The 22,246-nt window shown below is 55.7% G+C and carries 26 protein-coding genes and 1 other annotated feature; of the genes, 16 read left to right on the top strand and 10 right to left on the bottom strand.

The window, feature by feature from the left end:
* Positions 1-51: 51 nt before the first annotated feature.
* A complete protein-coding gene (locus BMW97_RS04960) occupies positions 52-588 on the top strand; it encodes a YniB family protein (RefSeq protein ID WP_045910260.1) in 537 nt (178 codons plus the stop codon).
* 36 nt (positions 589-624) lie between these two features.
* Here the strand turns inward: BMW97_RS04960 and BMW97_RS04955 are convergent, their stop codons facing one another.
* The 3 genes from BMW97_RS04955 to pfkB all read right to left on the bottom strand — a co-directional run bounded on the left by BMW97_RS04955 (position 625) and on the right by pfkB (position 2,920).
* Positions 625-1,485, bottom strand: a complete 861-nt coding sequence (locus BMW97_RS04955; protein WP_008500662.1) for a fructosamine kinase family protein — start codon at positions 1,483-1,485, stop codon at positions 625-627.
* Between the two features lie 105 nt (positions 1,486-1,590).
* On the bottom strand, positions 1,591-1,881 hold the full coding sequence (gene ghoS / locus BMW97_RS04950) for a type V toxin-antitoxin system endoribonuclease antitoxin GhoS (RefSeq protein ID WP_008500661.1): 291 nt from the start codon (positions 1,879-1,881) through the stop codon (positions 1,591-1,593).
* Between the two features lie 106 nt (positions 1,882-1,987).
* On the bottom strand, positions 1,988-2,920 hold the full coding sequence (gene pfkB, locus BMW97_RS04945) for a 6-phosphofructokinase II (protein WP_045910261.1): 933 nt from the start codon (positions 2,918-2,920) through the stop codon (positions 1,988-1,990).
* Positions 2,921-3,215: 295 nt separating this feature from the next.
* Here pfkB and BMW97_RS04940 point away from each other — a divergent pair, with 295 nt between their 5' ends.
* Positions 3,216-3,974, top strand: a complete 759-nt coding sequence (locus BMW97_RS04940) for a DUF481 domain-containing protein (RefSeq protein WP_021241081.1) — start codon at positions 3,216-3,218, stop codon at positions 3,972-3,974.
* Positions 3,975-4,054: 80 nt separating this feature from the next.
* Here BMW97_RS04940 and yniD read toward each other — a convergent pair whose 3' ends face one another.
* Together yniD and yncL are read right to left on the bottom strand one after the other, a co-directional pair.
* Positions 4,055-4,162 carry a small membrane protein YniD gene (gene yniD, locus BMW97_RS04935; protein WP_008500658.1) on the bottom strand — a complete coding sequence of 36 codons (108 nt, stop codon included), beginning with the start codon at positions 4,160-4,162 and terminating at the stop codon, positions 4,055-4,057.
* A 98-nt stretch (positions 4,163-4,260) separates the two neighbouring features.
* Positions 4,261-4,353, bottom strand: coding sequence for a stress response membrane protein YncL (yncL, locus tag BMW97_RS04930; protein ID WP_021241082.1), 93 nt, complete (start codon positions 4,351-4,353; stop codon positions 4,261-4,263).
* A gap of 324 nt (positions 4,354-4,677) precedes the next feature.
* On the opposite strand from yncL, the gene thrS reads away from it, so the two are divergent.
* The 14 genes from thrS to selO all read left to right on the top strand — a co-directional run bounded on the left by thrS (position 4,678) and on the right by selO (position 17,315).
* On the top strand, positions 4,678-6,606 hold the full coding sequence (gene thrS / locus BMW97_RS04925; protein ID WP_090392566.1) for a threonine--tRNA ligase: 1,929 nt from the start codon (positions 4,678-4,680) through the stop codon (positions 6,604-6,606).
* Between the two features lie 3 nt (positions 6,607-6,609).
* A complete protein-coding gene (gene infC / locus BMW97_RS04920) occupies positions 6,610-7,152 on the top strand; it encodes a translation initiation factor IF-3 (RefSeq protein WP_023616141.1) in 543 nt (180 codons plus the stop codon).
* Between the two features lie 97 nt (positions 7,153-7,249).
* Complete coding sequence (rpmI, locus tag BMW97_RS04915) at positions 7,250-7,447, top strand: 50S ribosomal protein L35 (RefSeq protein ID WP_001124225.1); 198 nt, start codon at positions 7,250-7,252, stop codon at positions 7,445-7,447.
* Positions 7,448-7,496: 49 nt separating this feature from the next.
* On the top strand, positions 7,497-7,853 hold the full coding sequence (rplT, locus tag BMW97_RS04910; protein ID WP_000124850.1) for a 50S ribosomal protein L20: 357 nt from the start codon (positions 7,497-7,499) through the stop codon (positions 7,851-7,853).
* A gap of 117 nt (positions 7,854-7,970) precedes the next feature.
* Positions 7,971-8,095, top strand: a sequence feature (Phe leader region).
* Complete coding sequence (gene pheM, locus BMW97_RS24090) at positions 7,976-8,020, top strand: pheST operon leader peptide PheM (protein ID WP_001386830.1); 45 nt, start codon at positions 7,976-7,978, stop codon at positions 8,018-8,020. (Overlaps the previous feature by 45 nt.)
* Positions 8,096-8,157: 62 nt before the next feature.
* A complete protein-coding gene (pheS, locus tag BMW97_RS04905; protein ID WP_021241084.1) occupies positions 8,158-9,141 on the top strand; it encodes a phenylalanine--tRNA ligase subunit alpha in 984 nt (327 codons plus the stop codon).
* A gap of 15 nt (positions 9,142-9,156) precedes the next feature.
* A complete protein-coding gene (gene pheT / locus BMW97_RS04900) occupies positions 9,157-11,544 on the top strand; it encodes a phenylalanine--tRNA ligase subunit beta (RefSeq protein ID WP_045910263.1) in 2,388 nt (795 codons plus the stop codon).
* 4 nt (positions 11,545-11,548) lie between these two features.
* Positions 11,549-11,848, top strand: coding sequence for an integration host factor subunit alpha (gene ihfA / locus BMW97_RS04895; protein WP_003857805.1), 300 nt, complete (start codon positions 11,549-11,551; stop codon positions 11,846-11,848).
* 103 nt (positions 11,849-11,951) lie between these two features.
* Positions 11,952-12,932, top strand: coding sequence for a vitamin B12 ABC transporter permease BtuC (btuC, locus tag BMW97_RS04890; protein WP_045910264.1), 981 nt, complete (start codon positions 11,952-11,954; stop codon positions 12,930-12,932).
* A 22-nt stretch (positions 12,933-12,954) separates the two neighbouring features.
* Positions 12,955-13,506, top strand: a complete 552-nt coding sequence (locus BMW97_RS04885; RefSeq protein WP_048027541.1) for a glutathione peroxidase — start codon at positions 12,955-12,957, stop codon at positions 13,504-13,506.
* Positions 13,506-14,261 carry a vitamin B12 ABC transporter ATP-binding protein BtuD gene (gene btuD / locus BMW97_RS04880; RefSeq protein ID WP_045910266.1) on the top strand — a complete coding sequence of 252 codons (756 nt, stop codon included), beginning with the start codon at positions 13,506-13,508 and terminating at the stop codon, positions 14,259-14,261. The genes BMW97_RS04885 and btuD overlap by 1 nt, the downstream gene beginning before the upstream one ends.
* A gap of 74 nt (positions 14,262-14,335) precedes the next feature.
* On the top strand, positions 14,336-14,800 hold the full coding sequence (locus BMW97_RS04875) for a C40 family peptidase (protein ID WP_023335377.1): 465 nt from the start codon (positions 14,336-14,338) through the stop codon (positions 14,798-14,800).
* Positions 14,801-15,094: 294 nt separating this feature from the next.
* Positions 15,095-15,811 carry an EAL domain-containing protein gene (locus tag BMW97_RS04870; RefSeq protein ID WP_045910267.1) on the top strand — a complete coding sequence of 239 codons (717 nt, stop codon included), beginning with the start codon at positions 15,095-15,097 and terminating at the stop codon, positions 15,809-15,811.
* 61 nt (positions 15,812-15,872) lie between these two features.
* The gene (selO, locus tag BMW97_RS04865; RefSeq protein WP_045910268.1) at positions 15,873-17,315 is read left to right on the top strand and encodes a protein adenylyltransferase SelO; all 1,443 of its coding nucleotides are present in this window, start codon (positions 15,873-15,875) and stop codon (positions 17,313-17,315) included.
* A gap of 42 nt (positions 17,316-17,357) precedes the next feature.
* Here the strand turns inward: selO and BMW97_RS04860 are convergent, their stop codons facing one another.
* The 5 genes from BMW97_RS04860 to BMW97_RS04840 are packed head-to-tail and all read right to left on the bottom strand — an operon-like array spanning position 17,358 to position 22,132.
* Positions 17,358-18,128, bottom strand: coding sequence for a 3-hydroxybutyrate dehydrogenase (locus BMW97_RS04860; RefSeq protein WP_045910269.1), 771 nt, complete (start codon positions 18,126-18,128; stop codon positions 17,358-17,360).
* A 10-nt stretch (positions 18,129-18,138) separates the two neighbouring features.
* Complete coding sequence (locus BMW97_RS04855; protein ID WP_175481429.1) at positions 18,139-19,533, bottom strand: GntP family permease; 1,395 nt, start codon at positions 19,531-19,533, stop codon at positions 18,139-18,141.
* Positions 19,534-19,574: 41 nt separating this feature from the next.
* On the bottom strand, positions 19,575-20,756 hold the full coding sequence (locus BMW97_RS04850; RefSeq protein ID WP_045910271.1) for an acetyl-CoA C-acetyltransferase: 1,182 nt from the start codon (positions 20,754-20,756) through the stop codon (positions 19,575-19,577).
* A 9-nt stretch (positions 20,757-20,765) separates the two neighbouring features.
* Entirely contained in the window at positions 20,766-21,422 is a 657-nt protein-coding gene (locus tag BMW97_RS04845; protein WP_045910272.1) for a CoA transferase subunit B, read from the bottom strand.
* 2 nt (positions 21,423-21,424) lie between these two features.
* A complete protein-coding gene (locus tag BMW97_RS04840; RefSeq protein WP_045910273.1) occupies positions 21,425-22,132 on the bottom strand; it encodes a CoA transferase subunit A in 708 nt (235 codons plus the stop codon).
* Positions 22,133-22,246 lie beyond the last annotated feature (114 nt).

Here is a 22,246-nt window from a genome sequence, read left to right as displayed (position 1 = left end):
ACCAGCAGGTAGACTTATGCACAAATAACGCGTCTTTATGAAGAGGAACTGATGACGTATCAACAAGCTGGACGCATTGCGGTCTTAAAACGTATTGCTGGCTGGGTGATTTTTATTCCTGCCGTCATTTCTACGCTGATTTCTGTACTCAAATTTATGTACGATCACAGCGAAAAACAGCCGGGTATCAATGCGGTTATGCTTGATTTTGCGCATGTGATGATTGAGATGATGCGTTTTAATACGCCATTCTTGAATGTCTTCTGGTTTAACTCACCCACCCCGGATTTTCACCATCAGCTGAATATCGGCTTTTGGGTGATATACGCCCTGATCTTTGTTGCGCTGGCGCTGCAGGCCTCTGGCGCGCGAATGAGCCGTCAGACGCGCTTTTTACGCGAGGGTGTTGAGGACCAGCTCATTCTGGAGCAGGCCAAAGGCCTGGAAGGCATGAGCCGGGAGCAGATTGAATCCCGCATTGTTGTGCCGCGTCACACTATTTTCCTGCAAATCTTCCCGCTCTATATCCTTCCCGTGATTATCATTGTGGCAGGATACTTCTTCTTCTCACTGCTCGGTTTTCTGTAACCGATACGGGTGGCGGCAAGGCCACCCGTTCGCGTCTCAGGCGGCAAGCATGCGCTCAAGCGCACGCTGTGCGTTAACCAGGTGTTCCCCACCAAAAAGTATGGCGCGGTTCATCAGCGTATAAAGCTGGTACACCGGTTGACGGTCGAGGAAGCCGGGCGGCAGGGGAGAAACCGACTGATAACCGTCATATATCTGCGGCGGTTGTTCAGGGTGCAGCGGCAGCATGGCAAGGTCACACTCTCGGTCACCCCAGTAGCAGGCCGGGTCGAAGATATAGGGGCCGTTGGGCCCCAGCGCGCAGTTATCGGACCACAAATCACCGTGGAGCAGAGACGCCTGCGGCTGGTGGGAGGCCAGACGCTGCTGCACGTGCTCGACGATGGCGTCTATATTGCCAAATTCCAGCCCTTTCTCGGCGGCAAGCTCAAGCTGCCAGCCAATGCGCTGCTCGGCAAAAAACGTCGACCAGCGTCGCTGCCAGGCATTGGGCTGTGGCGTGGTGGAGAGGTCATTGTCAAAATCGAGACCAAACTGCGGCTGGTCGCTCCACTGATGGAGGCGTGCTAGCTGCTGGCCAAGAATGAAAGCGTTATGGGCATCCAGCGGACGGGCGGGGAGATATTCCATGACCAGAAAACTGTAATCGCGGTCGCTACCGACGGCCAGCACCTGCGGGACCGTCACCGTTTTACTGCGCGACAACAGTTCAAGCTGATCGGCTTCGGCGGTAAATATCGGCAACAGCTCACGTTCATCGCATTTTACGAAGAGATCGCGCCCTGCGTAGCGTAAATGCCACGCGGCGTGGATCTCTCCGCCTGGCAGTTCGTTACGCAGTTCAATTTCACCTTCACCCAGCTGCTCACTTAAAAGATGACTGATAGCCTGCCACATGTTGACTCTCCCATGTTGTCTGCCAGATCATAAAGTTAGCGCATTATTGCGGTAAAAAAATACGAACTAACGCACACCTGAGCGGTTTAATTTCATACAGGGCACTTATTGTTCTTTTTTCTGCCAGCTTTCCCAGGTGTCGACGTCAATTTCGGCTGGCTTGTCGGTCACACTTTCCACCAGACTGGCGGCCAGCGCATGAACCTCTTCTTTATTCAGGGCACCTATCAGACCAAATGCCAGGGTGCCTAAATCATGAATATTGCCCTCGTCATCCGTGAGCGTGAGGAGAAAATTAGCCCGGGTGAAGGCGTTGTTGAGCTCATTCAGCTCGGTCAGCGATGCTTCATGAAGGTTGACGGTTACGACGTAGCGGGTGATGTCACCACTGCTCATAATTCACCTCATTGTTATCATGGAAGTTTTCTTAGCATAGTCGATAGTTTGCGTTTGGCGACTCGGTGATGACATTCCCCTCCATAAGGATGAAGGGGAACAGGGGTTAATTTCGGGACAGATAATCGACAATTTTTTGCGTATCGGCCAGCGAACAGAGACGCGTGCCCTGGTTGATGGTAGCGGCGCTACCCGCCGCCACGCCGTAGCGCGTCATCTCCTGCAGTGACGCGCCCTGCGCCAGCTTAAGCGTCATCGCGCCTACCATGCTGTCACCCGCGCCAACCGTGCTCTGGCTCTTCATTGGCGGAGGAACAACCTGAACGGACGACGTTTCATCGACGGCCAGTGCCCCCTGCGGACCAAGGGAAACCACCACGCGCCGCGCTTTGCCGCTGCGCACCAGCTCCTGCGCGGCGGTGCGCACATCGTCAGGCTGCGTCAAGTCGCGGTTGACCAGCGCGCTTAGCTCTTTCTGGTTGGGTTTGACCAGTTCAAGATTGCCCGGCACTAAGGCCGCCTGCAGGGCCTCGCCGCTGCTGTCAACGATGCAGCGGATACCGCGTTGCTGCGCCGCCTGAATAAGCGCGGTTAATTTTTCCGTGCTGACGCCGGGTGGCAGGCTGCCGCTTACCACCAGCAGCGCGCCGCTTTCAATGGTCAGTACTTTCTCTTCAAGCTGACGAAACTCGTCATCGGTGAGTTTCGCACCCGGCATGACAAACCGGTACTGCTCGCCGCTGGATTCAACGTGGACATGCAGGTTTTGCCGCGTCCAGTCTTTCGCCTCGACGGTTTCTACGGCAACTTGTTCATCTGCCAGCAGAGAGACCAGGTGTTCGCCGGTGGCACCGCCTGCGGGAAAAATGGCCGTGGCCTTGCCGCCGAGATGGGTAATGGCGCGCGCCACGTTGATACCGCCACCGCCGGGCTCAAAGACCGGGGCGCTACAGCGCAATTTACCTTCCGGGTAAATCTGCGGCGTCAGAGTGGCGGAATCAAGGGAAGGGGAGAGCGTCAGGGTGTAGATAGAAACCATCATTACCTCCTTTTAGCATGGGTTCCTTTTAGTCTGGCACCATTTGTCAGGAAGGCAACGTAAATAACAGTATGATTTTAAATATGAATACTGAATAAAAGTAAGGCCGGAGATATATAAAATAAAACGCTTTTTGGGATCGTTCTTATTCAAAAAATGAAATAAGAAAACATTGCTATGTTATTTGCGGCTTTTTATAATTTGTTACCTTTCTCTGGACGCCTTGTCATTGATCCTCAAGAAAGATTCCGGGACCGTGTGGTCTCTTTTTTTGTTGTACGGACTCCTTAATAAAATGAAGCTTTTAAAGACAGTTCCCGCTGCACTGATGCTGGCGGGTGGCGTGTTTGCGGCTATGAACGCGACCGCCGATGATTCCGTTTTTACTGTCATGGACGATCCCTCCACCGCGAAAAAACCGTTTGAAGGTAACCTGAACGCTGGGTACCTGGCACAATCCGGTAACACGAAAAGCTCTTCTCTGACGGCGGACAGTACGCTTACCTGGTACGGTAATACCACCGCCTGGTCTCTGTGGGGTAATGCCAGCAATACGTCCGCTAATGACGAACGTTCTTCCGAGAAATATGCGGTTGGCGGACGTAGCCGTTACAACATGACCGACTATGATTACCTGTTTGGTCAGGCAAGCTGGTTAACCGACCGTTACAATGGTTATCGCCAGCGTGACGTGTTCACCGCGGGTTATGGTCGTCAGTTCCTGAACGGTCCGGTACACAGCCTCCGTTTTGAATTCGGTCCGGGTGTGCGTTATGACGAGTACACCAATGGCGATACCAAAACCCAACCGCTCGGTTACGCTTCCGGCACCTATGCCTGGCAGATGACTGACAACACCAAATTTACCCAGGGTGTTTCTGTATTTGGTGCCGACGATACGACGCTGAACTCTGAGACGGCGCTGAACGTGGCCATTAACGAACACTTTGGTCTGAAAGTCGCCTACAACGTGACCTGGAACTCTTCACCACCCGAATCTGCACCGGATCATACCGACCGCAGAACCACGGTTTCACTGGGTTATAGAATGTAATGAAGACGGGCCGATGATCATGTCGGCCCGTTTATTCTGTCTGGTCTTGTGACGTCCCTTCTGATGAGCAGTATTCGCCCCTAACCCCAAATCATTGCCGCCCAACGGAGTAACAGCATTGCGCCGCAGATGGCGATCAGCACCAGCACCATTTTCCAGTGTTTTACGGCAAATCGTTTTGTTGGCATAACCTAATCCTTGTTCGTTGATACCCACAGTCTACCAAACAGGGCCGAAATATGCCCCTACTCAGGAACGATTGGGTTATGCCAGCGCAGGGTTCGGCTCAGAACCAGTGGAATCGTTCGGCGAGAATCAACAATAAACCTGTGGCGGAAAGGATGTTTAAAATCACAACCGTTCTACTGGATACGTTCATAGTATGCACCTTTGGGTTTAAAGACCTGTTCAAGATTAGCCCAGCATCTTTGAAATGCGAGCACCGGGATTATGCGACCTGCAAATTCATGCGAAAGTGCCAGCACATCAATCTGCCAGCAGAGGGTGCAATCTCCCTTTTGTTAGTGTTAACATTGCAAGGCTTGCCGTATATCCGGCGTTGTCTGATTTTCCGGCAGGTGAATGATGACGAACCAATTTGACGATTGTTGGTCAGATGGTGTCGTAATCTATTGTCAAATCACGATTATTTTCTTTGTATATGCTCTTATGTGTGGGGCATCACTGCAAATAAGGATATAAAATGCCTGTAATTACTCTTCCTGATGGCAGCCAACGCCATTTCGACCGTGCTGTTAGCCCAATGGATGTTGCCCTGGACATCGGTCCTGGTCTCGCGAAAGCGACTATCGCCGGCCGCGTTAACGGTGAGCTGGTAGATGCCTCCGATCTGATCGAAAACGATGCGACGCTTGCGATCATTACCGCAAAAGATGAAGAAGGTCTGGAGATCATTCGTCACTCCTGCGCGCACCTGTTAGGCCATGCCATCAAACAGCTGTGGCCAAACACCAAAATGGCGATCGGTCCGGTTATCGATAATGGTTTCTACTACGACGTTGACCTTGACCACACCCTGACTCAGGAAGATATCGACGCGCTCGAAAAACGTATGCACGAGCTCGCCGAAACAAACTATGACGTCATCAAGAAGAAAGTCAGCTGGCACGAAGCGCGTGAAACCTTCGTGAAGCGTGGCGAGAGCTATAAAGTCTCGATTCTTGACGAAAACATTTCGCATGATGACAAGCCTGGCTTGTACCATCACGAAGAATACGTCGACATGTGCCGTGGACCGCACGTGCCGAACATGCGCTTCTGTCATCACTTTAAGCTGATGAAGATCGCCGGCGCCTACTGGCGTGGCGACAGCAACAACAAGATGTTGCAGCGTATCTATGGTACCGCGTGGGCCGATAAAAAAGCCCTGAACGCCTACCTGCTGCGCCTGGAAGAGGCGGCGAAGCGTGACCACCGTAAAATCGGTAAGCAGCTTGACCTGTACCACATGCAGGAAGAAGCGCCGGGTATGGTGTTCTGGCATAACGACGGCTGGACCATCTTCCGTGAACTGGAAACTTTCGTACGCTCCAAGCTGAAAGAGTACCAGTATCAGGAAGTGAAAGGCCCGTTCATGATGGACCGTGTGCTGTGGGAAAAAACCGGCCACTGGGACAACTACAAAGATGCGATGTTCACCACCTCGTCTGAGAACCGTGAATACTGCATCAAGCCAATGAACTGCCCGGGACACGTTCAGATCTTCAACCAGGGTCTGAAATCCTACCGTGACCTGCCGCTGCGTATGGCGGAGTTCGGGAGCTGCCACCGTAACGAGCCATCAGGTGCGTTGCACGGTCTGATGCGCGTGCGTGGCTTTACGCAGGATGATGCGCATATCTTCTGTACCGAAGATCAGGTTCGTGACGAAGTTAACGCCTGTATCCGTATGGTCTACGATATGTACAGCACCTTTGGCTTCGAGAAGATCGTGGTCAAACTCTCAACGCGTCCGGAAAAACGTATCGGTAGCGATGAGATCTGGGATCGCGCAGAAGCGGATCTCGCCGTAGCGCTGGAAGAGAACGGCATTCCGTTCGAATACCAGCTGGGCGAGGGCGCATTCTACGGTCCGAAAATTGAATTTACCCTGTATGACTGCCTCGATCGCGCATGGCAGTGCGGTACTGTACAGCTGGACTTCTCCCTGCCGCAGCGTTTAAGCGCCTCTTATGTAGGCGAAGACAACGAGCGTCAGGTGCCGGTAATGATTCACCGTGCCATTCTCGGTTCTCTGGAGCGCTTCATCGGCATCCTGACCGAAGAGTTCGCCGGCTTCTTCCCAACCTGGCTTGCGCCGGTGCAGGTGGTGGTGATGAACATTACCGATTCTCAGGCAGATTACGTTAAAGAATTGACGCAGAAACTACAAAATGCGGGCATTCGCGTAAAAGCAGACTTGAGAAATGAGAAGATTGGCTTTAAAATCCGCGAGCACACTTTACGTCGTGTCCCGTATATGTTGGTCTGTGGTGATAAAGAGGTGGAAGCAGGCAAAGTTGCCGTTCGCACCCGCCGTGGTAAAGACCTGGGCAGCCTGGACGTAAGTGAAGTGATTGAGAAGCTGCAACAAGAGATTCGCAGCCGCAGTCTTCAACAACTGGAGGAATAAGGTATTAAAGGCGGAAAACGAGTTCAAACGGCACGTCCGAATCGTATCAATGGCGAGATTCGCGCCCAGGAAGTTCGCTTAACAGGTCTGGAAGGCGAGCAGCTGGGGATTGTGAGTCTGAGAGAAGCAATCGAAAAGGCTGAAGAAGCTGGAGTAGATTTAGTTGAAATCAGCCCTAACGCCGAACCGCCAGTTTGTCGTATCATGGACTACGGCAAGTTCCTTTATGAAAAGAGTAAGTCTTCTAAGGAACAGAAGAAGAAGCAAAAAGTTATCCAGGTTAAGGAAATCAAATTCCGTCCTGGTACCGACGATGGCGATTATCAGGTAAAACTCCGCAGCCTGATTCGCTTTCTGGAAGATGGCGATAAGGCCAAGATCACACTGCGTTTCCGCGGTCGTGAGATGGCCCACCAACAGATTGGTATGGAAGTGCTTAACCGCGTCCGTGACGATCTGAGTGAACTGGCAGTAGTCGAATCCTTCCCTACGAAGATCGAAGGCCGCCAGATGATCATGGTGCTCGCTCCTAAGAAGAAACAGTAAGGCCTTCAAGCAGCAAAATCTGTGGAGCCTTCGGGTTTCATAGGTTTTGTTCGCCTATGTTTCGTTTATTTAACAATGCGAAGTGGAAGTTATTAAAATGCCAAAAATTAAGACCGTACGCGGTGCTGCTAAGCGCTTCAAAAAAACCGGTAAAGGTGGTTTTAAGCACAAGCACGCTAACCTGCGTCACATTCTGACTAAGAAAGCTACCAAGCGTAAACGTCACCTGCGTCCAAAAGCCATGGTTTCTAAAGGCGATCTGGGCCTGGTCATCGCGTGCCTGCCGTACGCATAAGTCGTTTCGTTTAACTTTTTTAACTTAGAATAGATACAGGAGAGCACACATGGCTCGCGTAAAACGTGGTGTAATTGCACGTGCACGTCACAAGAAAATTTTGAAACAAGCTAAAGGCTACTACGGTGCGCGTTCACGCGTATACCGCGTTGCCTTCCAGGCTGTTATCAAAGCAGGTCAGTACGCTTACCGTGACCGTCGTCAGCGTAAGCGTCAGTTCCGTCAACTGTGGATTGCGCGTATCAACGCAGCAGCACGTCAGAACGGTATTTCTTACAGCAAATTCATCAACGGCCTGAAAAAAGCCTCTGTTGAAATCGACCGTAAGATCCTGGCTGACATCGCAGTATTCGACAAAGTAGCGTTCACCGCTCTGGTCGAAAAAGCGAAAGCAGCACTGGCATAAGCCAGTTGAGAGAGGGGGCCTGGCTCCCTCTTTTCATATAACCCTGTAAGAAGATTGACATTTACCCGTGCAGGCTTTTCAATAAGGTCTCAACGGTTTTTACCCAACAAGGTAACGCAAGCATGAATGCTGCTATTTTCCGCTTCTTCTTTTACTTTAGCACCTGACTTCAGGAGGCTAGCGCGTGAAAGATGAAACGAAAAACAGCGCCAGATAAGCCTCCCGATGGAGGCTTTTTTTGTGCCTGAATTTGAGAGAATAACTCCACCAAATCGGTGTCTGCACCGACATAATGAGGAAAATCATGTCACATCTCGCAGAGCTGGTTGCCAGTGCAACAGCCGCCATTAATCAGGCCTCAGATGTTGCCGCGTTAGACAATGTCCGCGTCGAATATCTTGGGAAGAAAGGGCACTTGACCCTTCAAATGACAACCCTGCGTGAGCTGCCGCCAGAAGAACGCCCGGCAGCGGGGGCGGTGATTAACGAAGCCAAAGAGCAGGTACAGCAGGCGCTGAACGCACGCAAAGCCGAGCTGGAAAGCGCGGTGCTGAATGCGCGTCTGGCCGCAGAGACGATCGACGTCTCTCTGCCGGGTCGCCGCATCGAGAACGGCGGTCTGCACCCGGTTACCCGTACCATCGATCGCATTGAAAGTTTCTTCGGTGAGCTCGGCTTTACCGTGGCGACTGGCCCGGAAATCGAAGATGATTACCACAACTTCGATGCTCTGAACATTCCTGGCCATCATCCGGCACGCGCTGACCACGACACTTTCTGGTTCGACGCGACGCGTCTGCTGCGTACCCAGACCTCCGGCGTTCAGATCCGTACCATGAAGGATCAGGCACCGCCAATCCGTATTATCGCGCCGGGCCGCGTCTATCGTAACGACTACGATCAGACCCACACCCCAATGTTCCACCAGATGGAAGGCCTGATTGTTGATAAAAACATCAGCTTCACCAACCTGAAGGGCACGCTGCACGATTTCCTGAACAACTTCTTTGAGGAAGATCTGCAGGTTCGTTTCCGTCCGTCCTACTTCCCGTTCACCGAACCGTCTGCGGAAGTTGACGTGATGGGCAAAAACGGCAAATGGCTGGAAGTGCTGGGCTGCGGCATGGTGCATCCAAACGTACTGCGCAACGTGGGTATCGATCCGGAAGTTTACTCCGGCTTTGCCTTTGGTATGGGCATGGAGCGTCTGACCATGCTGCGCTACGGCGTGACCGACTTACGTGCATTCTTCGAAAACGATCTGCGTTTCCTCAAACAGTTTAAATAAGGGCAGGACAGAACAATGAAATTCAGTGAACTGTGGTTACGCGAGTGGGTAAACACCACGCTGGACAGCGACGCGCTTTCTAACCAGATCACCATGGCTGGTCTGGAAGTGGACGGCGTTGAGCCGGTTTCTGGCGCATTCAACGGCGTGGTCGTCGGCGAAGTGGTAGAGTGCGGCCAGCATCCTAACGCGGACAAACTGCGCGTAACAAAAGTAAACGTAGGCGGTGACCGTCTGCTGGATATCGTCTGCGGTGCGCCAAACTGCCGTCAGGGGCTGAAAGTGGCCGTGGCGACCGTCGGTGCGGTACTGCCGGGCGATTTCAAAATCAAAGCGGCTAAGCTGCGCGGCGAGCCGTCTGAAGGCATGCTGTGTTCCTTCTCCGAGCTGGGTATTTCCGACGATCACAACGGCATCATTGAGCTGCCGCTGGATGCGCCAATCGGCACCGATATCCGTGAGTACCTGAAGCTTGATGACAACACCATCGAAATCAGCGTCACGCCAAACCGTGCCGACTGCTTAGGGATCATCGGCGTGGCGCGCGACGTTGCCGTGCTGAACCAGACCGAACTGAACGCGCCGGACATTGCGCCGGTTGAAGCGACCATCAGTGACGTGCTGCCTATTCAGGTTGACGCTGCGGATGCTTGCCCGCGCTACCTCGGTCGCGTGGTGAAAGGCATCAACGTTAAGGCGCCAACCCCGCTGTGGATGAAAGAGAAGCTACGCCGCTGCGGTATCCGCTCTATCGACGCCGTGGTCGACGTGACCAACTACGTTCTGCTGGAGCTGGGCCAGCCAATGCACGCGTTCGATAAAGATCGTATCGAAGGCGGCATTGTGGTGCGCATGGCGAAAGAGGGTGAAACCCTGGTTCTGCTGGACGGCAGCGAAGCGAAACTGAACGCCGACACCCTGGTGATTGCTGACCACAGCAAAGCGCTGGCAATGGGCGGTATCTTCGGTGGCGAACATTCGGGCGTCAACGACGAAACCCAAAACGTGCTGCTGGAGTGCGCGTTCTTCAGCCCGCTCTCTATCACCGGTCGCGCACGCCGTCACGGTCTGCACACCGATGCGTCTCATCGCTACGAGCGTGGCGTTGACCCGGCGCTGCAGTACAAAGCAATGGAACGTGCCACCCGCCTGCTGATCGACATCTGCGGCGGCGAAGCGGGCCCGGTGATCGACGTCACCAACGAAGCGACGCTGCCGAAGCGTGCGACCATCACCCTGCGCCGCAGCAAGCTGGATCGTCTGATTGGGCACCATGTTGCCGATGCGCAGGTGACCGATATCCTGAAGCGTCTGGGCTGTGAAGTGACCGAAGGCCAGGACGAGTGGAAAGCCGTTGCGCCATCATGGCGTTTCGACATGGAAATTGAAGAAGATCTGGTGGAAGAAGTGGCCCGTGTTTATGGCTACAACAACATCCCTGACGAGCCTGTCCAGGCCGGTCTGGTGATGGGCACCCACCGTGAAGCCGACCTGTCCCTGAAGCGTGTGAAGACCATGCTGAACGACAAAGGCTACCAGGAAGTGATCACCTACAGCTTTGTTGATCCAAAACTGCAGCAGCTGATCCACCCGGGTCAGGAAGCGCTGATCCTGCCAAGCCCAATCTCCAGCGAAATGTCCGCGATGCGTCTGTCCCTGTGGACGGGCCTGTTGGGCACTATCGTTTATAACCAGAATCGCCAGCAAAACCGCGTGCGAATTTTCGAAAGCGGTTTGCGCTTTGTACCGGATAATCAGGCAAATTTAGGCATCCGTCAGGATCTCATGCTGGCTGGCGCCATCAGCGGTAACCGCTATGAAGAACACTGGGACCTGGCAAAAGGCACGGTTGATTTCTACGATATGAAGGGCGATCTGGAAGCGATTCTGGATCTGACCGGTAAATTATCTGAAATTGAATTCCGCGCAGAAGCCATTCCGGCCCTGCATCCAGGCCAGAGCGCTGCCCTCTATTTAGACGGCAAACGCATTGGTTTTATTGGGGTTGTTCACCCTGAGCTGGAGCGTAAACTGGACCTGAACGGCCGTACCATCGTGTTCGAGCTGGAATGGAACCTGGTGGCAGACCGCGTGATTCCTCAGGCTCAGGACGTCTCCCGCTTCCCGGCAAACCGCCGTGATATCGCGGTTGTGGTCGCGGAAAATGTGCCCGCAGCAGATATTTTGGCCGAATGTAAGAAAGTTGGCGTAAATCAGGTAGTTGGCGTAAACTTATTTGACGTGTACCGCGGCAAGGGCGTAGCAGAGGGCTTTAAGAGCCTGGCTATCAGCCTGATCCTTCAGGATACCAGCCGTACACTCGAAGAAGAGGAGATTGCCGCTACCGTCGCCAAATGTGTAGAGGCATTAAAAGAGCGATTCCAGGCATCATTGAGGGATTGAACCTATGGCGCTTACAAAAGCTGAAATGTCAGAATATCTGTTTGATAAGCTTGGGCTTAGCAAACGGGATGCCAAAGAGCTGGTAGAGCTGTTTTTCGAAGAGATCCGTCGTGCTCTGGAAAATGGTGAGCAGGTAAAACTCTCCGGTTTTGGCAATTTTGATTTGCGCGACAAAAACCAACGTCCGGGCCGCAACCCGAAGACGGGGGAAGATATTCCCATTACAGCCCGCCGCGTGGTGACCTTCAGACCCGGCCAGAAGTTAAAAAGCCGTGTCGAAAACGCAACGCCCAAAGCAGAGTAATATGAACTAACTAAAAAGGCCGCCCACGCGGCCTTTTTTCTTTGCGCTCTTTGGTAAACCCGCCGTAAAATCAATTACATCTCACGCTACTAAAACCGTACACATGCTTGATTATGCCCATCACCAGCACCGTTCCGATCGGCGTCGCCTGCTTTTGCTGGCGCTGCTGCTCATTATTGCCGCAGGCGTTAGCCTCTGCGCCGGTGACCGATGGATAGGGCCCGAAAGCTGGTGGGGGCCTGACGGACAGCTCTTCGTCTGGCAAATTCGTCTGCCGCGGACCGTCGCGGTGATGCTGGTGGGCGCCGCGCTGGCGCTGTGCGGCACCATAATGCAGGCATTGTTTGAGAATCCCCTGGCGGAGCCCGGGCTGCTCGGCGTGTCCAACGGTGCGGGCGTGGGGCTGATTGCGGCGGTAATGCTGGGCGGAGGCGAACTCTCCGGATGGCGTATTAGCCTGAGCGCGATCCTTGGCGCATTACTGATAACGCTCATCCTGCTTCGTTTTGCCAGACGGCATTTATCGACCAGCCGTCTGCTGCTTGCCGGCGTTGCGCTGGGGATCATCTGCAGCGCGCTGATGACCTGGGCGGTCTACTTCTCGACCTCCTTTGACCTGCGGCAGCTCATGTACTGGATGATGGGCGGCTTTGGCGGCGTCGACTGGCAGCAGGGCTGGCTGATGGCACTGCTGGTGCCGGTCATCGTGTGGGCAGCCCTGCAGGCGCAGCCGCTGAATATGCTCGCGCTGGGTGAAACCTCAGCCCGCCAGCTGGGCATGCCGATTGGGTTCTGGCGTAATGCGCTGGTGATCGCCATTGGCTGGCTGGTCGGCGTCAGCGTGGCCCTGGCGGGCGCGATTGGCTTTATTGGCCTGGTGATCCCGCACATGCTCCGTCTGTGTGGCCTCACGGACCATCGAACCCTGCTTCCGGCCTCGGCGGTTGCCGGGGCCGTCACGCTGCTGGTTGCTGACATCATCGCCCGGCTTGCCCTGACGGCTGCAGAGTTGCCCATCGGCGTGGTGACCGCCACGCTGGGCGCGCCGGTCTTTATCTGGCTACTATTAAAAGCTGGACGTTAAATCGACAACCTGAGGAAATGCTATGCAGTCAGATATCCTGAATACTGAAGTGACCACCATTGATGGCGATAAAACCACGCTGGAAGGCTACAAAGGCAACGTGTTGCTGATCGTCAACGTGGCATCCAAATGCGGCCTGACGCCGCAGTACGAGCAGCTGGAAAACATTCAGAAGGCCTGGGAAAAAGACGGTTTCACCGTGCTGGGCTTCCCCTGCAACCAGTTCCTGGGCCAGGAGCCGGGCAGCGAAGAGGAGATTAAAACCTTCTGCAGCACCACTTACGGGGTGACGTTCCCGCTGTTCAGCAAAATCGATGTCAACGGTGAAGGCCGCCATCCGCTGTATGCGAAGCTGATCGCTGCCGCACCGAAAGCCGTTGCGCCGGAAGGCAGCGGTTTTTATGAACGCATGGCCAGCAAAGGCCGCGCGCCGCTTTACCCGGACGATATACTCTGGAACTTCGAAAAATTCCTGATTGGTCGCGACGGCCAGGTCGTTCAGCGTTTTTCACCGGATATGACCCCTGAAGATCCGATCGTCATGGAATCTATCAAGCTGGCGCTGGCGAAATAATGTCGCTGCTGATGCAGCTCACGGACGTTGCCGAGAAGGGACGTCTGGAGCCGATAACCGGCACCGTCAATGCGGGAGAAATCCTGCATCTTGTCGGGCCAAACGGCGCCGGAAAGAGCACGCTGCTGGCAAGGATGGCGGGCATGACTGCCGGAGAAGGGCAGATAACGTTGCTGGAGCATACGCTGGCCGACTGGTCGCCGGTCTCACTGGCGCATCGGCGCAGCTATCTCGTGCAGCAGCAGGTGCCGCCCTTTGCGATGCCGGTCTGGCAGTATCTGATGCTGCATTTGCACGACAAACACCGTACGGCGCTGCTGGCGGACGTGGCCGCGGCGCTGGGGCTGGAAGATAAACTCTCCCGGCATGTCAGCCAGCTATCCGGCGGCGAATGGCAGCGGGTACGTCTGGCGGCTGTCATCGTCCAGATCCACCCGGCCGGTAACCCGCATGGTCGGATGCTGCTTCTCGATGAACCGATGAGCGGTCTGGATGTGGCGCAGCAGGCGGCCCTGGATACGCTGCTAAGCGCGCTGAGCCGAAAAGGCATCGCCGTGGTGATGAGCAGCCATGACCTCAACCACACCTTGCGACATGCCCATCGGGTGTGGCTGCTGGCGAAGGGGAAGATGATCGCCAGCGGTACGCGGGATCAGGTTCTGACGCCGCCCAATCTTGCCCGCGCATACAACATGTCGTTCCGCAGGCTGGATATCGAGGGCCATAAGATGCTGATTTCGACCGGGCAGGAGTAAGCGTTTCTTGCCTGTGAGCACAGTTGCACGCTAAATTACGAAAAGAACAATAAAAGCAGAGGATTCGTCTGAAAATGCGATTCTGGTTTCTCCTGATGGCCACACTTTTTCTTGCGGGATGCAGTAGCCATCGTGCACCGCCGCCTAACCCACGGCTTTCAGATTCGATCACCGTCATCGCCAGCCTCAACGATCAGCTGAGCAACTGGCGCGGCACGCCTTATCGCTACGGCGGTATGAGCCGTGGCGGTGTGGACTGCTCCGGCTTCGTTCTGATGACCTTCCGCGATAAGTTTGATTTACAGCTGCCGCGCGAAACGCGCAAACAGGCAGAAATCGGCACGGAAATTGATAAAGACGATCTTCTGCCCGGGGACCTGGTTTTCTTCAAAACCGGATCGGGGGAAAGCGGTCTTCATGTGGGCATTTATGACACTGACAACCAGTTCATACACGCGTCAACCAGCCGCGGCGTGATGCGCTCTTCCCTGGATAATGTCTACTGGCGTAAAAATTTCTGGCAGGCACGACGTATATAGTCTTCGTCGTATACCTCTCTTATGACGGCATGGAAACGAATAAAACATGCCGTTTTTTCTCAAATAAGATGATTAAAGTTAAATTTATCTAAAATTAGCGAATCCCGCATGTGTCTGTTTTATCTAAAACTGGCTATTATTCTGCAACCAGGATAAGATTATTTTAGATTCAGGGATAAATCTGAAAATTAATACGGAACTAATGAAATTAATCTTATTAAAATCAAGACAGTGGAATTGTGTCGGCAATTGCTCCAGGATGTCCTCTCTCATCTTTAATGCGGGGCGAGTGCAATGATAATTACGCTAGATAATGCTTACCAGTCTGAACTGCTGCTTCTGCCTGCCCGTAATAGCGCAGGGGAGCTTAAAGGTTTAGAAGTTCTGGTTAACTTTACTGGCGTCGGCAGCGATGTGCGGATCCCCACTGAGCTTGTTATCCCACGACTTTCAGCGGCTGAAGAGTTAACGCTGTTTAACGAAAAATTGCAATTGCTTGATACCTGTAAACTGTTTTTTATTCAGCATCAGTTAATTGCATGGATCAATATTACACCTGCAATAGTTGAATTTTTATTAAGTAATGGAAACGCTGTTTCAATTCTTGAGCGTTATCCGTTTCTTGAGTTTACTGTTAATGAGAATTATCCAGGTTTAAATAACGGAAAGGACGATCTTCAGCTGGCGAGAATGGCGATCCATTTTCCGTTGGTGCTGGCAAACTTTGGCGCAGGCGCGGCATCGCTCAAGGCGGTCTACGATGGATTATTTAAACGGGTCATTCTCGATAAAGGCTTCATTCAGCAGCGTGCGGCGGAACTCTCTTTTGAGCCCTTTATGCGCGCCATCCTCTGGCAAATCACGCCACACTGCCAGTCTGTGATTGTCTCAGGCATTGATGACCACGGCCTCTTACAGCGCGTGCTGTCCTTTAATTTTGGCGCCATGCAGGGGACACTCTGGCCTGCCGTCTCGGCGGAACACGTCACTACGCTGGTTCAGCAGCGATAACCCTTGCTTTCGCCCGTGTTTAAGTCCGGGTAAACCCTCTACACTAAAAGCAGGAGGACTTATGACCCTGTCTTTTACTGCTCGCTGGCATGACGAGTTGCCGGGATTTTATACCGCACTCAAACCCACACCATTACAAAATTCACGTCTTATCTGGCATAACGATCGGTTGGCAGAAGAGTTGGCCATTCCGCCTGAGCTGTTTCAGCGTTCAGAGAGCGCTGGCGTCTGGGGAGGCGAAACGCTTCTCGCCGGTATGCAACCCCTGGCTCAGGTCTATAGCGGACATCAGTTTGGCGTCTGGGCAGGACAGCTGGGCGACGGCAGGGGGATCCTGCTCGGTGAACAACAGCTTCCCAACGGGGAGACGGTTGACTGGCACCTCAAAGGCGCGGGCCTGACGCCGTATTCGCGGATGGGCGACGGGCGTGCAGTTCTGCGTTCAACGATCCGCGAGTGCCTGGGCTCCGAAGCGATGCATGCCCTGGGTATCCCCACCACCCGAGCGCTGTCGATCGTGACCAGCGACACGCCGGTTGTGCGCGAAACCGTGGAAAAGGGCGCCATGCTGATGCGTATCGCGCAAAGCCATCTGCGCTTCGGCCATTTTGAGCACTTTTACTATCGTCGCGAGCCGGAAAAGGTGCGCCAGCTTGCAGACTTTGCCATTCGTCACCACTGGGCGCACTGGCAGGACGAGGCGGATAAATACGTTCTCTGGTTCCGGGACGTGGTGGCCCGTACCGCCACCCTGATTGCCCGCTGGCAAACGGTAGGCTTTGCCCATGGCGTCATGAATACCGACAACATGTCGCTTCTCGGGTTGACCTTTGACTACGGCCCGTTTGGTTTCCTGGATGATTATCAGCCAGGGTATATCTGCAACCACTCCGACTATCAGGGGCGCTACAGTTTTGACAATCAGCCCGCGGTGGGCCTGTGGAACCTGCAGCGGCTTGCGCAAACCCTGTCGCCGTTTATCGACGTTGATGCCCTGAATGATGCGCTCGACAGCTATCAGGAGATCTTACTGCGGGAATATGGCACGCTGATGCGCAATAAGCTGGGGCTGGTGACGCAGGAGAAGGGCGATAACGACATCCTCAATGGCCTGTTTGCCCTGATGGCGCGCGAGGGCAGCGATTACACGCGCACCTTCCGGATGCTGGGGCAGACGGAGCAGCACAGCGCCGCCTCGCCGCTGCGCGATGAGTTTATTGACAGACAGGCGTTTGACGACTGGTTTGCATCCTACCGCGTGCGGCTGCAGCAGGAGCAAATGGATGACGCGACCCGCCAGACGCAGATGAACGCCACGAACCCGGCGATGGTGTTGCGCAACTGGCTGGCACAGCGGGCGATTGAGCAGGCAGAGCAGGGCGAGTACGACGAGTTACACCGTCTGCACGTGGCGTTGCGCACGCCGTTTGCCGACCGGGATGATGATTACGTCAGCCGCCCGCCTGACTGGGGCAAGCGGCTGGAGGTCAGCTGCTCAAGCTAGTCTTTTGGCCGGGGGGCGGATTCGCCTTACCCGGCCTGAACATCACTGCGCGACCCAGCCGCCGTCCATATTCCACGCGGCGCCGCGAACGTTAACGGCGCTGTCGCTGCACAAAAACAGCGCCAGTTCACCCAGCTGCTCCGGGGTAACAAACTCGCCCGAAGGCTGTTTCTCCGCCAGAAGCTGTTCGCGAGCGTGCTCCGGCGGTACGCCGTCAGCGATACGTTTGTCAATTTGCTGCTGCACCAGCGGGGTCAGCACCCAGCCGGGACAGATCGTATTGGCGGTAATGCCGGTGCGCGCGGTTTCCAGCGCCAGCGATTTCGTAAAGCCCACCACGCCGTGCTTGGCTGCCACGTAGGCCGACTTCTCTTTTGACGCGACCAGCCCGTGCACGGAGGCGATATTAATGATGCGCCCCCAGTTTTTCTCGCGCATGGCAGGGAGTGCCAGCCGGCTGGTGTGAAACACCGACGAGAGGTTAATGGCGATAATGTCGTTCCATTTCTCCACCGGAAACGCGTCAACCGGCGCCACGTGCTGTATGCCAGCGTTGTTGACGAGAATGTCCACGCCGCCGAACTGCGATTCGGCGTAGCGCATCAGGGCTTCAATTTGCAGCACGTCACGCAGGTCCGCATCGTGATAGCCCGGCTTTTTGCCCAGTTGCGCAATCTCAACAATTGCTGATTCGCTGTCGCCGAAACCGTTGAGGATCAGCTGCGCCCCGGCCTTCGCCAGCACGCGGGCGATCCCCAGGCCAATGCCGCTGGTCGAGCCGGTGACCAGGGCGGTTTTACCGTTCAGATTCATCTTTCTCTCCTTACACAATGCCGGTCAGATAGAACACGGCAATGACAAAAAGCACTGCCAGACTTTTAATAATCGTGATAGCAAAAATGCCGCCGTAGGCCTGGCGATGGCTCAGGCCAGTGATAGCCAGCAGGGTAATCACCGCCCCATTATGGGGTAGGGTATCCATTCCCCCGCTCGCCATTGACGCCACGCGGTGCAGCACCTCAAGGGGGATATTGGCGGCGTGCGCGGCGGCGACAAACGTGTCGGACATGGCTGCGAGCGCAATACTCATCCCGCCGGACGCCGAGCCGGTGATCCCCGCGAGAACGGTCACGCTGATGGCTTCATTCAGCAGCGGATTCGGAATGGCCGCCAGCGCGTGGGATAACACCAGAAAACCGGGCAGGGCGGCGATAACCGCGCCGAAACCGTACTCCGAGGCGGTATTCATCGCCGCCAGAATGGCACCGCTCACCGCCGTCCGGCTGCCTTCTGCCAGGCGTCCCCGGATGTTGCGGAAGCCAAAAATCAGCACCAGCACGATACCGGCGATCAACGCCGCCTCCACGGCCCAGATGGCGGTGATCTTGCTCACCTCGGTCACGATCGGTTTCGCCAGACCGGGCAGGGTCAGCTCGTGGCTCGTGCCGTACCAGCCGGGGATCCAGCGGGTAAACAGCAGGTTCAGTATGCCCACCACCAGCAGCGGGGCGATGGCAATCAGCGGATGCGGAAGGTTAATGTTGTCCGGTGTCTCCGGTTCATTTTTCAGATCCGTGCCGTAACCCTCATTGTTGCTGAGCGCCTTGCGCCGCTGGCGTTCCAGCCAGAGCAGGCCAAAGACGATAATGAACAGAGAGCCGATAAGCCCCAGCCACGGTGCGGCCCAGGCGTTGGTACCAAAGAAGCTGGTGGGAATGATGTTCTGGATCTGCGGCGTGCCGGGCAGGGCATCCATGGTAAACGAGAATGCCCCCAGCGCTACCGTGGCCGGGATCAGCCGTTTAGGGATGGCGCTCTGGCGGAACAGTTCCGCGGCGAACGGGTAAACCGCAAACGCCACCACGAACAGCGACACGCCGCCGTAGGTTAACAGCGCACACACCAGGACAATCACCGGGATGGCATGGCGACGGCCGAGGATCTGAATCGCGGCGGCGACGATGGAGCGCGAGAAGCCGGAAAGCTCAATCAGTTTGCCAAACACCGCCCCCAGCAGGAACACCGGGAAGTAGAGCTTGACGAAGCCCACCATTTTTTCCATGAACAGACCGGTAAACGTCGGGCCAACGGCGCCCGGATCGGTCAGCAGTACCGCACCGAGCGCCGCAATCGGCGCAAACAAAATCACGCTATATCCGCGATAGGCCGCCAGCATCAGCAGCGCCAGCGCCGCCAGGGCAATTAATACACTCATCACGACTCCTCACTGTCATTATTATTCGGGTACCAACGAGATGTTTAACGCTCGACGGTGAGGGCAATGCCTTGCCCGCCGCCTACGCACAGGGTGACGAGCCCCTTTTTGACGTCACGGCGCTGCATTTCGTACAGCAGCGTCACGAGGATGCGGCTGCCGGAAGCGCCAATCGGATGACCGAGGGCGATCGCGCCGCCATTAACGTTCACCCTGCGTTCATCCCAGCCGAGCTGCTGGCCCACAGCCAGCGCCTGGGCGGCAAAGGCTTCATTGGCTTCAATGAGGTCCACGTCATCGAGCGTCCAGCCCGCCCGCGCAAGCGCCGTCTGACAGGCGCTGACCGGCCCGATGCCCATCACTGACGGGTCAACGCCCGTCACGGCATAGCTCACGATGCGCCCCAGAATCGGCAAACCGCTCTCCCGCGCCTTTTCGCCGCTCATCAGCAGCACCGCCGCGGCGCCGTCGTTGAGCGTGGAGGCATTTCCCGCCGTGACCGTGCCTTCCTCCTGCAAAAAGGCGGGGCGCAGCTGCGCAAGCTGCTCGGCGGTGGTGCCTGGCCGGGGCTGCTCGTCACGGCTGACAATAAGCGGCGGCTTTTTACCCTGCCTCACCGTCACCGGCGCTATCTCGGCATCAAACCGGCCCGCTTCGGCGGCGGAGGCCGCTTTTTGCTGCGACCGGGCAGCGAAGGTGTCCTGCTGCTCGCGGGAAATGCCGTACTGCCGGGCGACGTTTTCAGCGGTGATCCCCATGTGGTAATCGTTGAACGCGTCCCACAGACCGTCCGTGATCATGCTGTCCTGCAGGCCCGTATGGCCAAAACGCAGCCCTGAACGCGCGCCGTCCAGCAGATAGGGGGCGTTGCTCATGCTCTCTTGTCCGCCGGCAATCACTACCTCAGCGTCGCCGCAGCGGATCGTCTGCGCGGCGAGCTGCACCGCTTTTAATCCCGCGCCGCACACCAGGTTGACCGTTGTCGCTGGCGTGCTGACGGGTAACCCGGCGGCGATGGCCGTCTGACGCGCAGGGTTTTGTCCGCATCCCGCCGTCAGCACCTGGCCGAAAATCACCTCATCTATCGTCTCAGCAGGAAGACCGCTGTTTTCAAGCAGACGATGAACCGCGACGGCCCCCAGCTCAGCCGCAGAGAGGGGCGCGAGCGATCCGCGAAAACTGCCAATGGGGGTCCGCGTTGCCCCGACAATCATGACCTCTTTCATCCTGAGTCCTCAGCTAAAGCGCATCTCGCGAACGTCGTCCGCCACAATCATTTTTCCGGCCGTCTTAGCCGCTATTTCGTCGATACTGACGCCGGGGGCGTATTCCCGCAGGATGAACGCGCCGTCCGCGATCTCGAGCAGCGCGAGGTCGGTTAAGACCCGGCGGATGCAGCCCGCGCCCGTAAGCGGCAGCGTGCAGCGCGACAGCAGCTTTGACTCACCGCTTTTTGACGCATGGGTCATCACCACGATAATGTTCTGCGCCCCGGCGACGAGATCCATCGCGCCGCCCATCCCTTTGACCATTTTTCCGGGGATCATCCATGAGGCGATATTGCCTTCGACGTCCACCTCAAACGCGCCCAGCACCGTCAGGTCAACATGGCCGCCGCGGATCATGGCAAACGACTGGGCCGAGTCGAAAATGGCCGCGCCCGTCCGTGCGGTCACGGTCTGTTTACCGGCGTTGATCATGTCGGCGTCGAGGCTCTGCTCGTCAGGGAACGCGCCCATCCCCAGCAGCCCGTTTTCCGACTGAAGCATCACGTCCATTCCTTCCGGAATGTAGTTCGCCACCAGGGTAGGAATGCCGATCCCCAGGTTGACGTAATATCCGTCGCGCAGCTCGCGGGCGACGCGCATGGCCATCTGTTCACGGGTTAACATCGTCACACTCCTTCCGCGCGCAGCGTGCGCTGTTCAATGCGTTTTTCAAACTGGCCAACAATCAGCCTGTCGACGTAAATGCCCGGGGTATGAATGGCCGACGGAGGAAGCTCACCCGGCGCAACAATCTCCTCCACCTCGACGACCGTTATCCGGCCCGCCGTTGCCATCAGCGGATTAAAGTTTTGCGCGGTATGGCGGTAGACGACGTTGCCGTACCAGTCCGCTTTCCAGCCCTTGATCAGCGCGAAATCCCCCGTAATGGCCTCTTCGAGGATGTAATGCTTACCGGCAAACTGGCGCACGTCTTTGCCCGCAGCCACGGGCGTGCCGTAGCCGGTGGCCGTGTAAAATGCCGGAATACCCGCGCCGCCCGCGCGCACCTTTTCCGCCAGCGTGCCCTGAGGCGTGAGTTCAATCTCCAGTTCACCGCTCAGTACCTGCTGCTCGAACAGCGCGTTTTCGCCGACGTAAGAAGCCACTACCTTACGAACCTGCCGCGTCTCAAGCAGGAGCCCGAGACCGAAGCCGTCCACGCCGCAGTTGTTTGATACCACCGTCAGATCTTTCACCTGACGGCGTCTGACCTCTGCAATCAGGTTCTCCGGAATACCGCAAAGGCCGAAGCCGCCCGCCAGCAAAGTCATCCCGTCCGTCAGCCCATCCAGCGCCTGCGCATAGCTGTCGACGCGCTTATCCAGTCCCGCCATCGTCATTCCTCCTCTTAACCGTGGCGGTATCATTAGGGGCGGCAACTCATTTGTTAATTTTGAATTTGTGACCCACTCATTTGGTTTTTTTTATTAATTTCCTGTTAACTAAAT

It is taken from the genome of Enterobacter sp. NFIX58, from assembly GCF_900110475.1.
GTDB classification, from domain to species: domain Bacteria; phylum Pseudomonadota; class Gammaproteobacteria; order Enterobacterales; family Enterobacteriaceae; genus Enterobacter; species Enterobacter quasiroggenkampii.
The sequence above is the reverse complement of the archived record's forward strand: the minus strand, read 5'-3'. Positions and strand labels throughout refer to the sequence as shown.

What these genes read in the sequence shown, in the direction of transcription:
- BMW97_RS04870 (WP_045910267.1), top strand. Translation starts at nt 15,095, where the DNA reads ATGATAATTACGCTAGATAATGCTTACCAGTCTGAACTGCTGCTTCTG.
- btuD (WP_045910266.1), top strand. Translation starts at nt 13,506, where the DNA reads ATGTCGCTGCTGATGCAGCTCACGGACGTTGCCGAGAAGGGACGTCTG.
- rplT (WP_000124850.1), top strand. Translation starts at nt 7,497, where the DNA reads ATGGCTCGCGTAAAACGTGGTGTAATTGCACGTGCACGTCACAAGAAA.
- BMW97_RS04850 (WP_045910271.1), bottom strand. Translation starts at nt 20,756, where the DNA reads ATGAAAGAGGTCATGATTGTCGGGGCAACGCGGACCCCCATTGGCAGT.
- ghoS (WP_008500661.1), bottom strand. Translation starts at nt 1,881, where the DNA reads ATGAGCAGTGGTGACATCACCCGCTACGTCGTAACCGTCAACCTTCAT.
- BMW97_RS04875 (WP_023335377.1), top strand. Translation starts at nt 14,336, where the DNA reads ATGCGATTCTGGTTTCTCCTGATGGCCACACTTTTTCTTGCGGGATGC.
- BMW97_RS04885 (WP_048027541.1), top strand. Translation starts at nt 12,955, where the DNA reads ATGCAGTCAGATATCCTGAATACTGAAGTGACCACCATTGATGGCGAT.
- BMW97_RS04840 (WP_045910273.1), bottom strand. Translation starts at nt 22,132, where the DNA reads ATGGCGGGACTGGATAAGCGCGTCGACAGCTATGCGCAGGCGCTGGAT.
- yncL (WP_021241082.1), bottom strand. Translation starts at nt 4,353, where the DNA reads ATGAACGTATCCAGTAGAACGGTTGTGATTTTAAACATCCTTTCCGCC.
- BMW97_RS04940 (WP_021241081.1), top strand. Translation starts at nt 3,216, where the DNA reads ATGAAGCTTTTAAAGACAGTTCCCGCTGCACTGATGCTGGCGGGTGGC.
- BMW97_RS04955 (WP_008500662.1), bottom strand. Translation starts at nt 1,485, where the DNA reads ATGTGGCAGGCTATCAGTCATCTTTTAAGTGAGCAGCTGGGTGAAGGT.
- pfkB (WP_045910261.1), bottom strand. Translation starts at nt 2,920, where the DNA reads ATGGTTTCTATCTACACCCTGACGCTCTCCCCTTCCCTTGATTCCGCC.
- thrS (WP_090392566.1), top strand. Translation starts at nt 4,678, where the DNA reads ATGCCTGTAATTACTCTTCCTGATGGCAGCCAACGCCATTTCGACCGT.
- BMW97_RS04860 (WP_045910269.1), bottom strand. Translation starts at nt 18,128, where the DNA reads ATGAATCTGAACGGTAAAACCGCCCTGGTCACCGGCTCGACCAGCGGC.
- BMW97_RS04960 (WP_045910260.1), top strand. Translation starts at nt 52, where the DNA reads ATGACGTATCAACAAGCTGGACGCATTGCGGTCTTAAAACGTATTGCT.
- yniD (WP_008500658.1), bottom strand. Translation starts at nt 4,162, where the DNA reads ATGCCAACAAAACGATTTGCCGTAAAACACTGGAAAATGGTGCTGGTG.
- btuC (WP_045910264.1), top strand. Translation starts at nt 11,952, where the DNA reads ATGCTTGATTATGCCCATCACCAGCACCGTTCCGATCGGCGTCGCCTG.
- ihfA (WP_003857805.1), top strand. Translation starts at nt 11,549, where the DNA reads ATGGCGCTTACAAAAGCTGAAATGTCAGAATATCTGTTTGATAAGCTT.
- BMW97_RS04845 (WP_045910272.1), bottom strand. Translation starts at nt 21,422, where the DNA reads ATGTTAACCCGTGAACAGATGGCCATGCGCGTCGCCCGCGAGCTGCGC.
- pheT (WP_045910263.1), top strand. Translation starts at nt 9,157, where the DNA reads ATGAAATTCAGTGAACTGTGGTTACGCGAGTGGGTAAACACCACGCTG.
- rpmI (WP_001124225.1), top strand. Translation starts at nt 7,250, where the DNA reads ATGCCAAAAATTAAGACCGTACGCGGTGCTGCTAAGCGCTTCAAAAAA.
- pheS (WP_021241084.1), top strand. Translation starts at nt 8,158, where the DNA reads ATGTCACATCTCGCAGAGCTGGTTGCCAGTGCAACAGCCGCCATTAAT.
- selO (WP_045910268.1), top strand. Translation starts at nt 15,873, where the DNA reads ATGACCCTGTCTTTTACTGCTCGCTGGCATGACGAGTTGCCGGGATTT.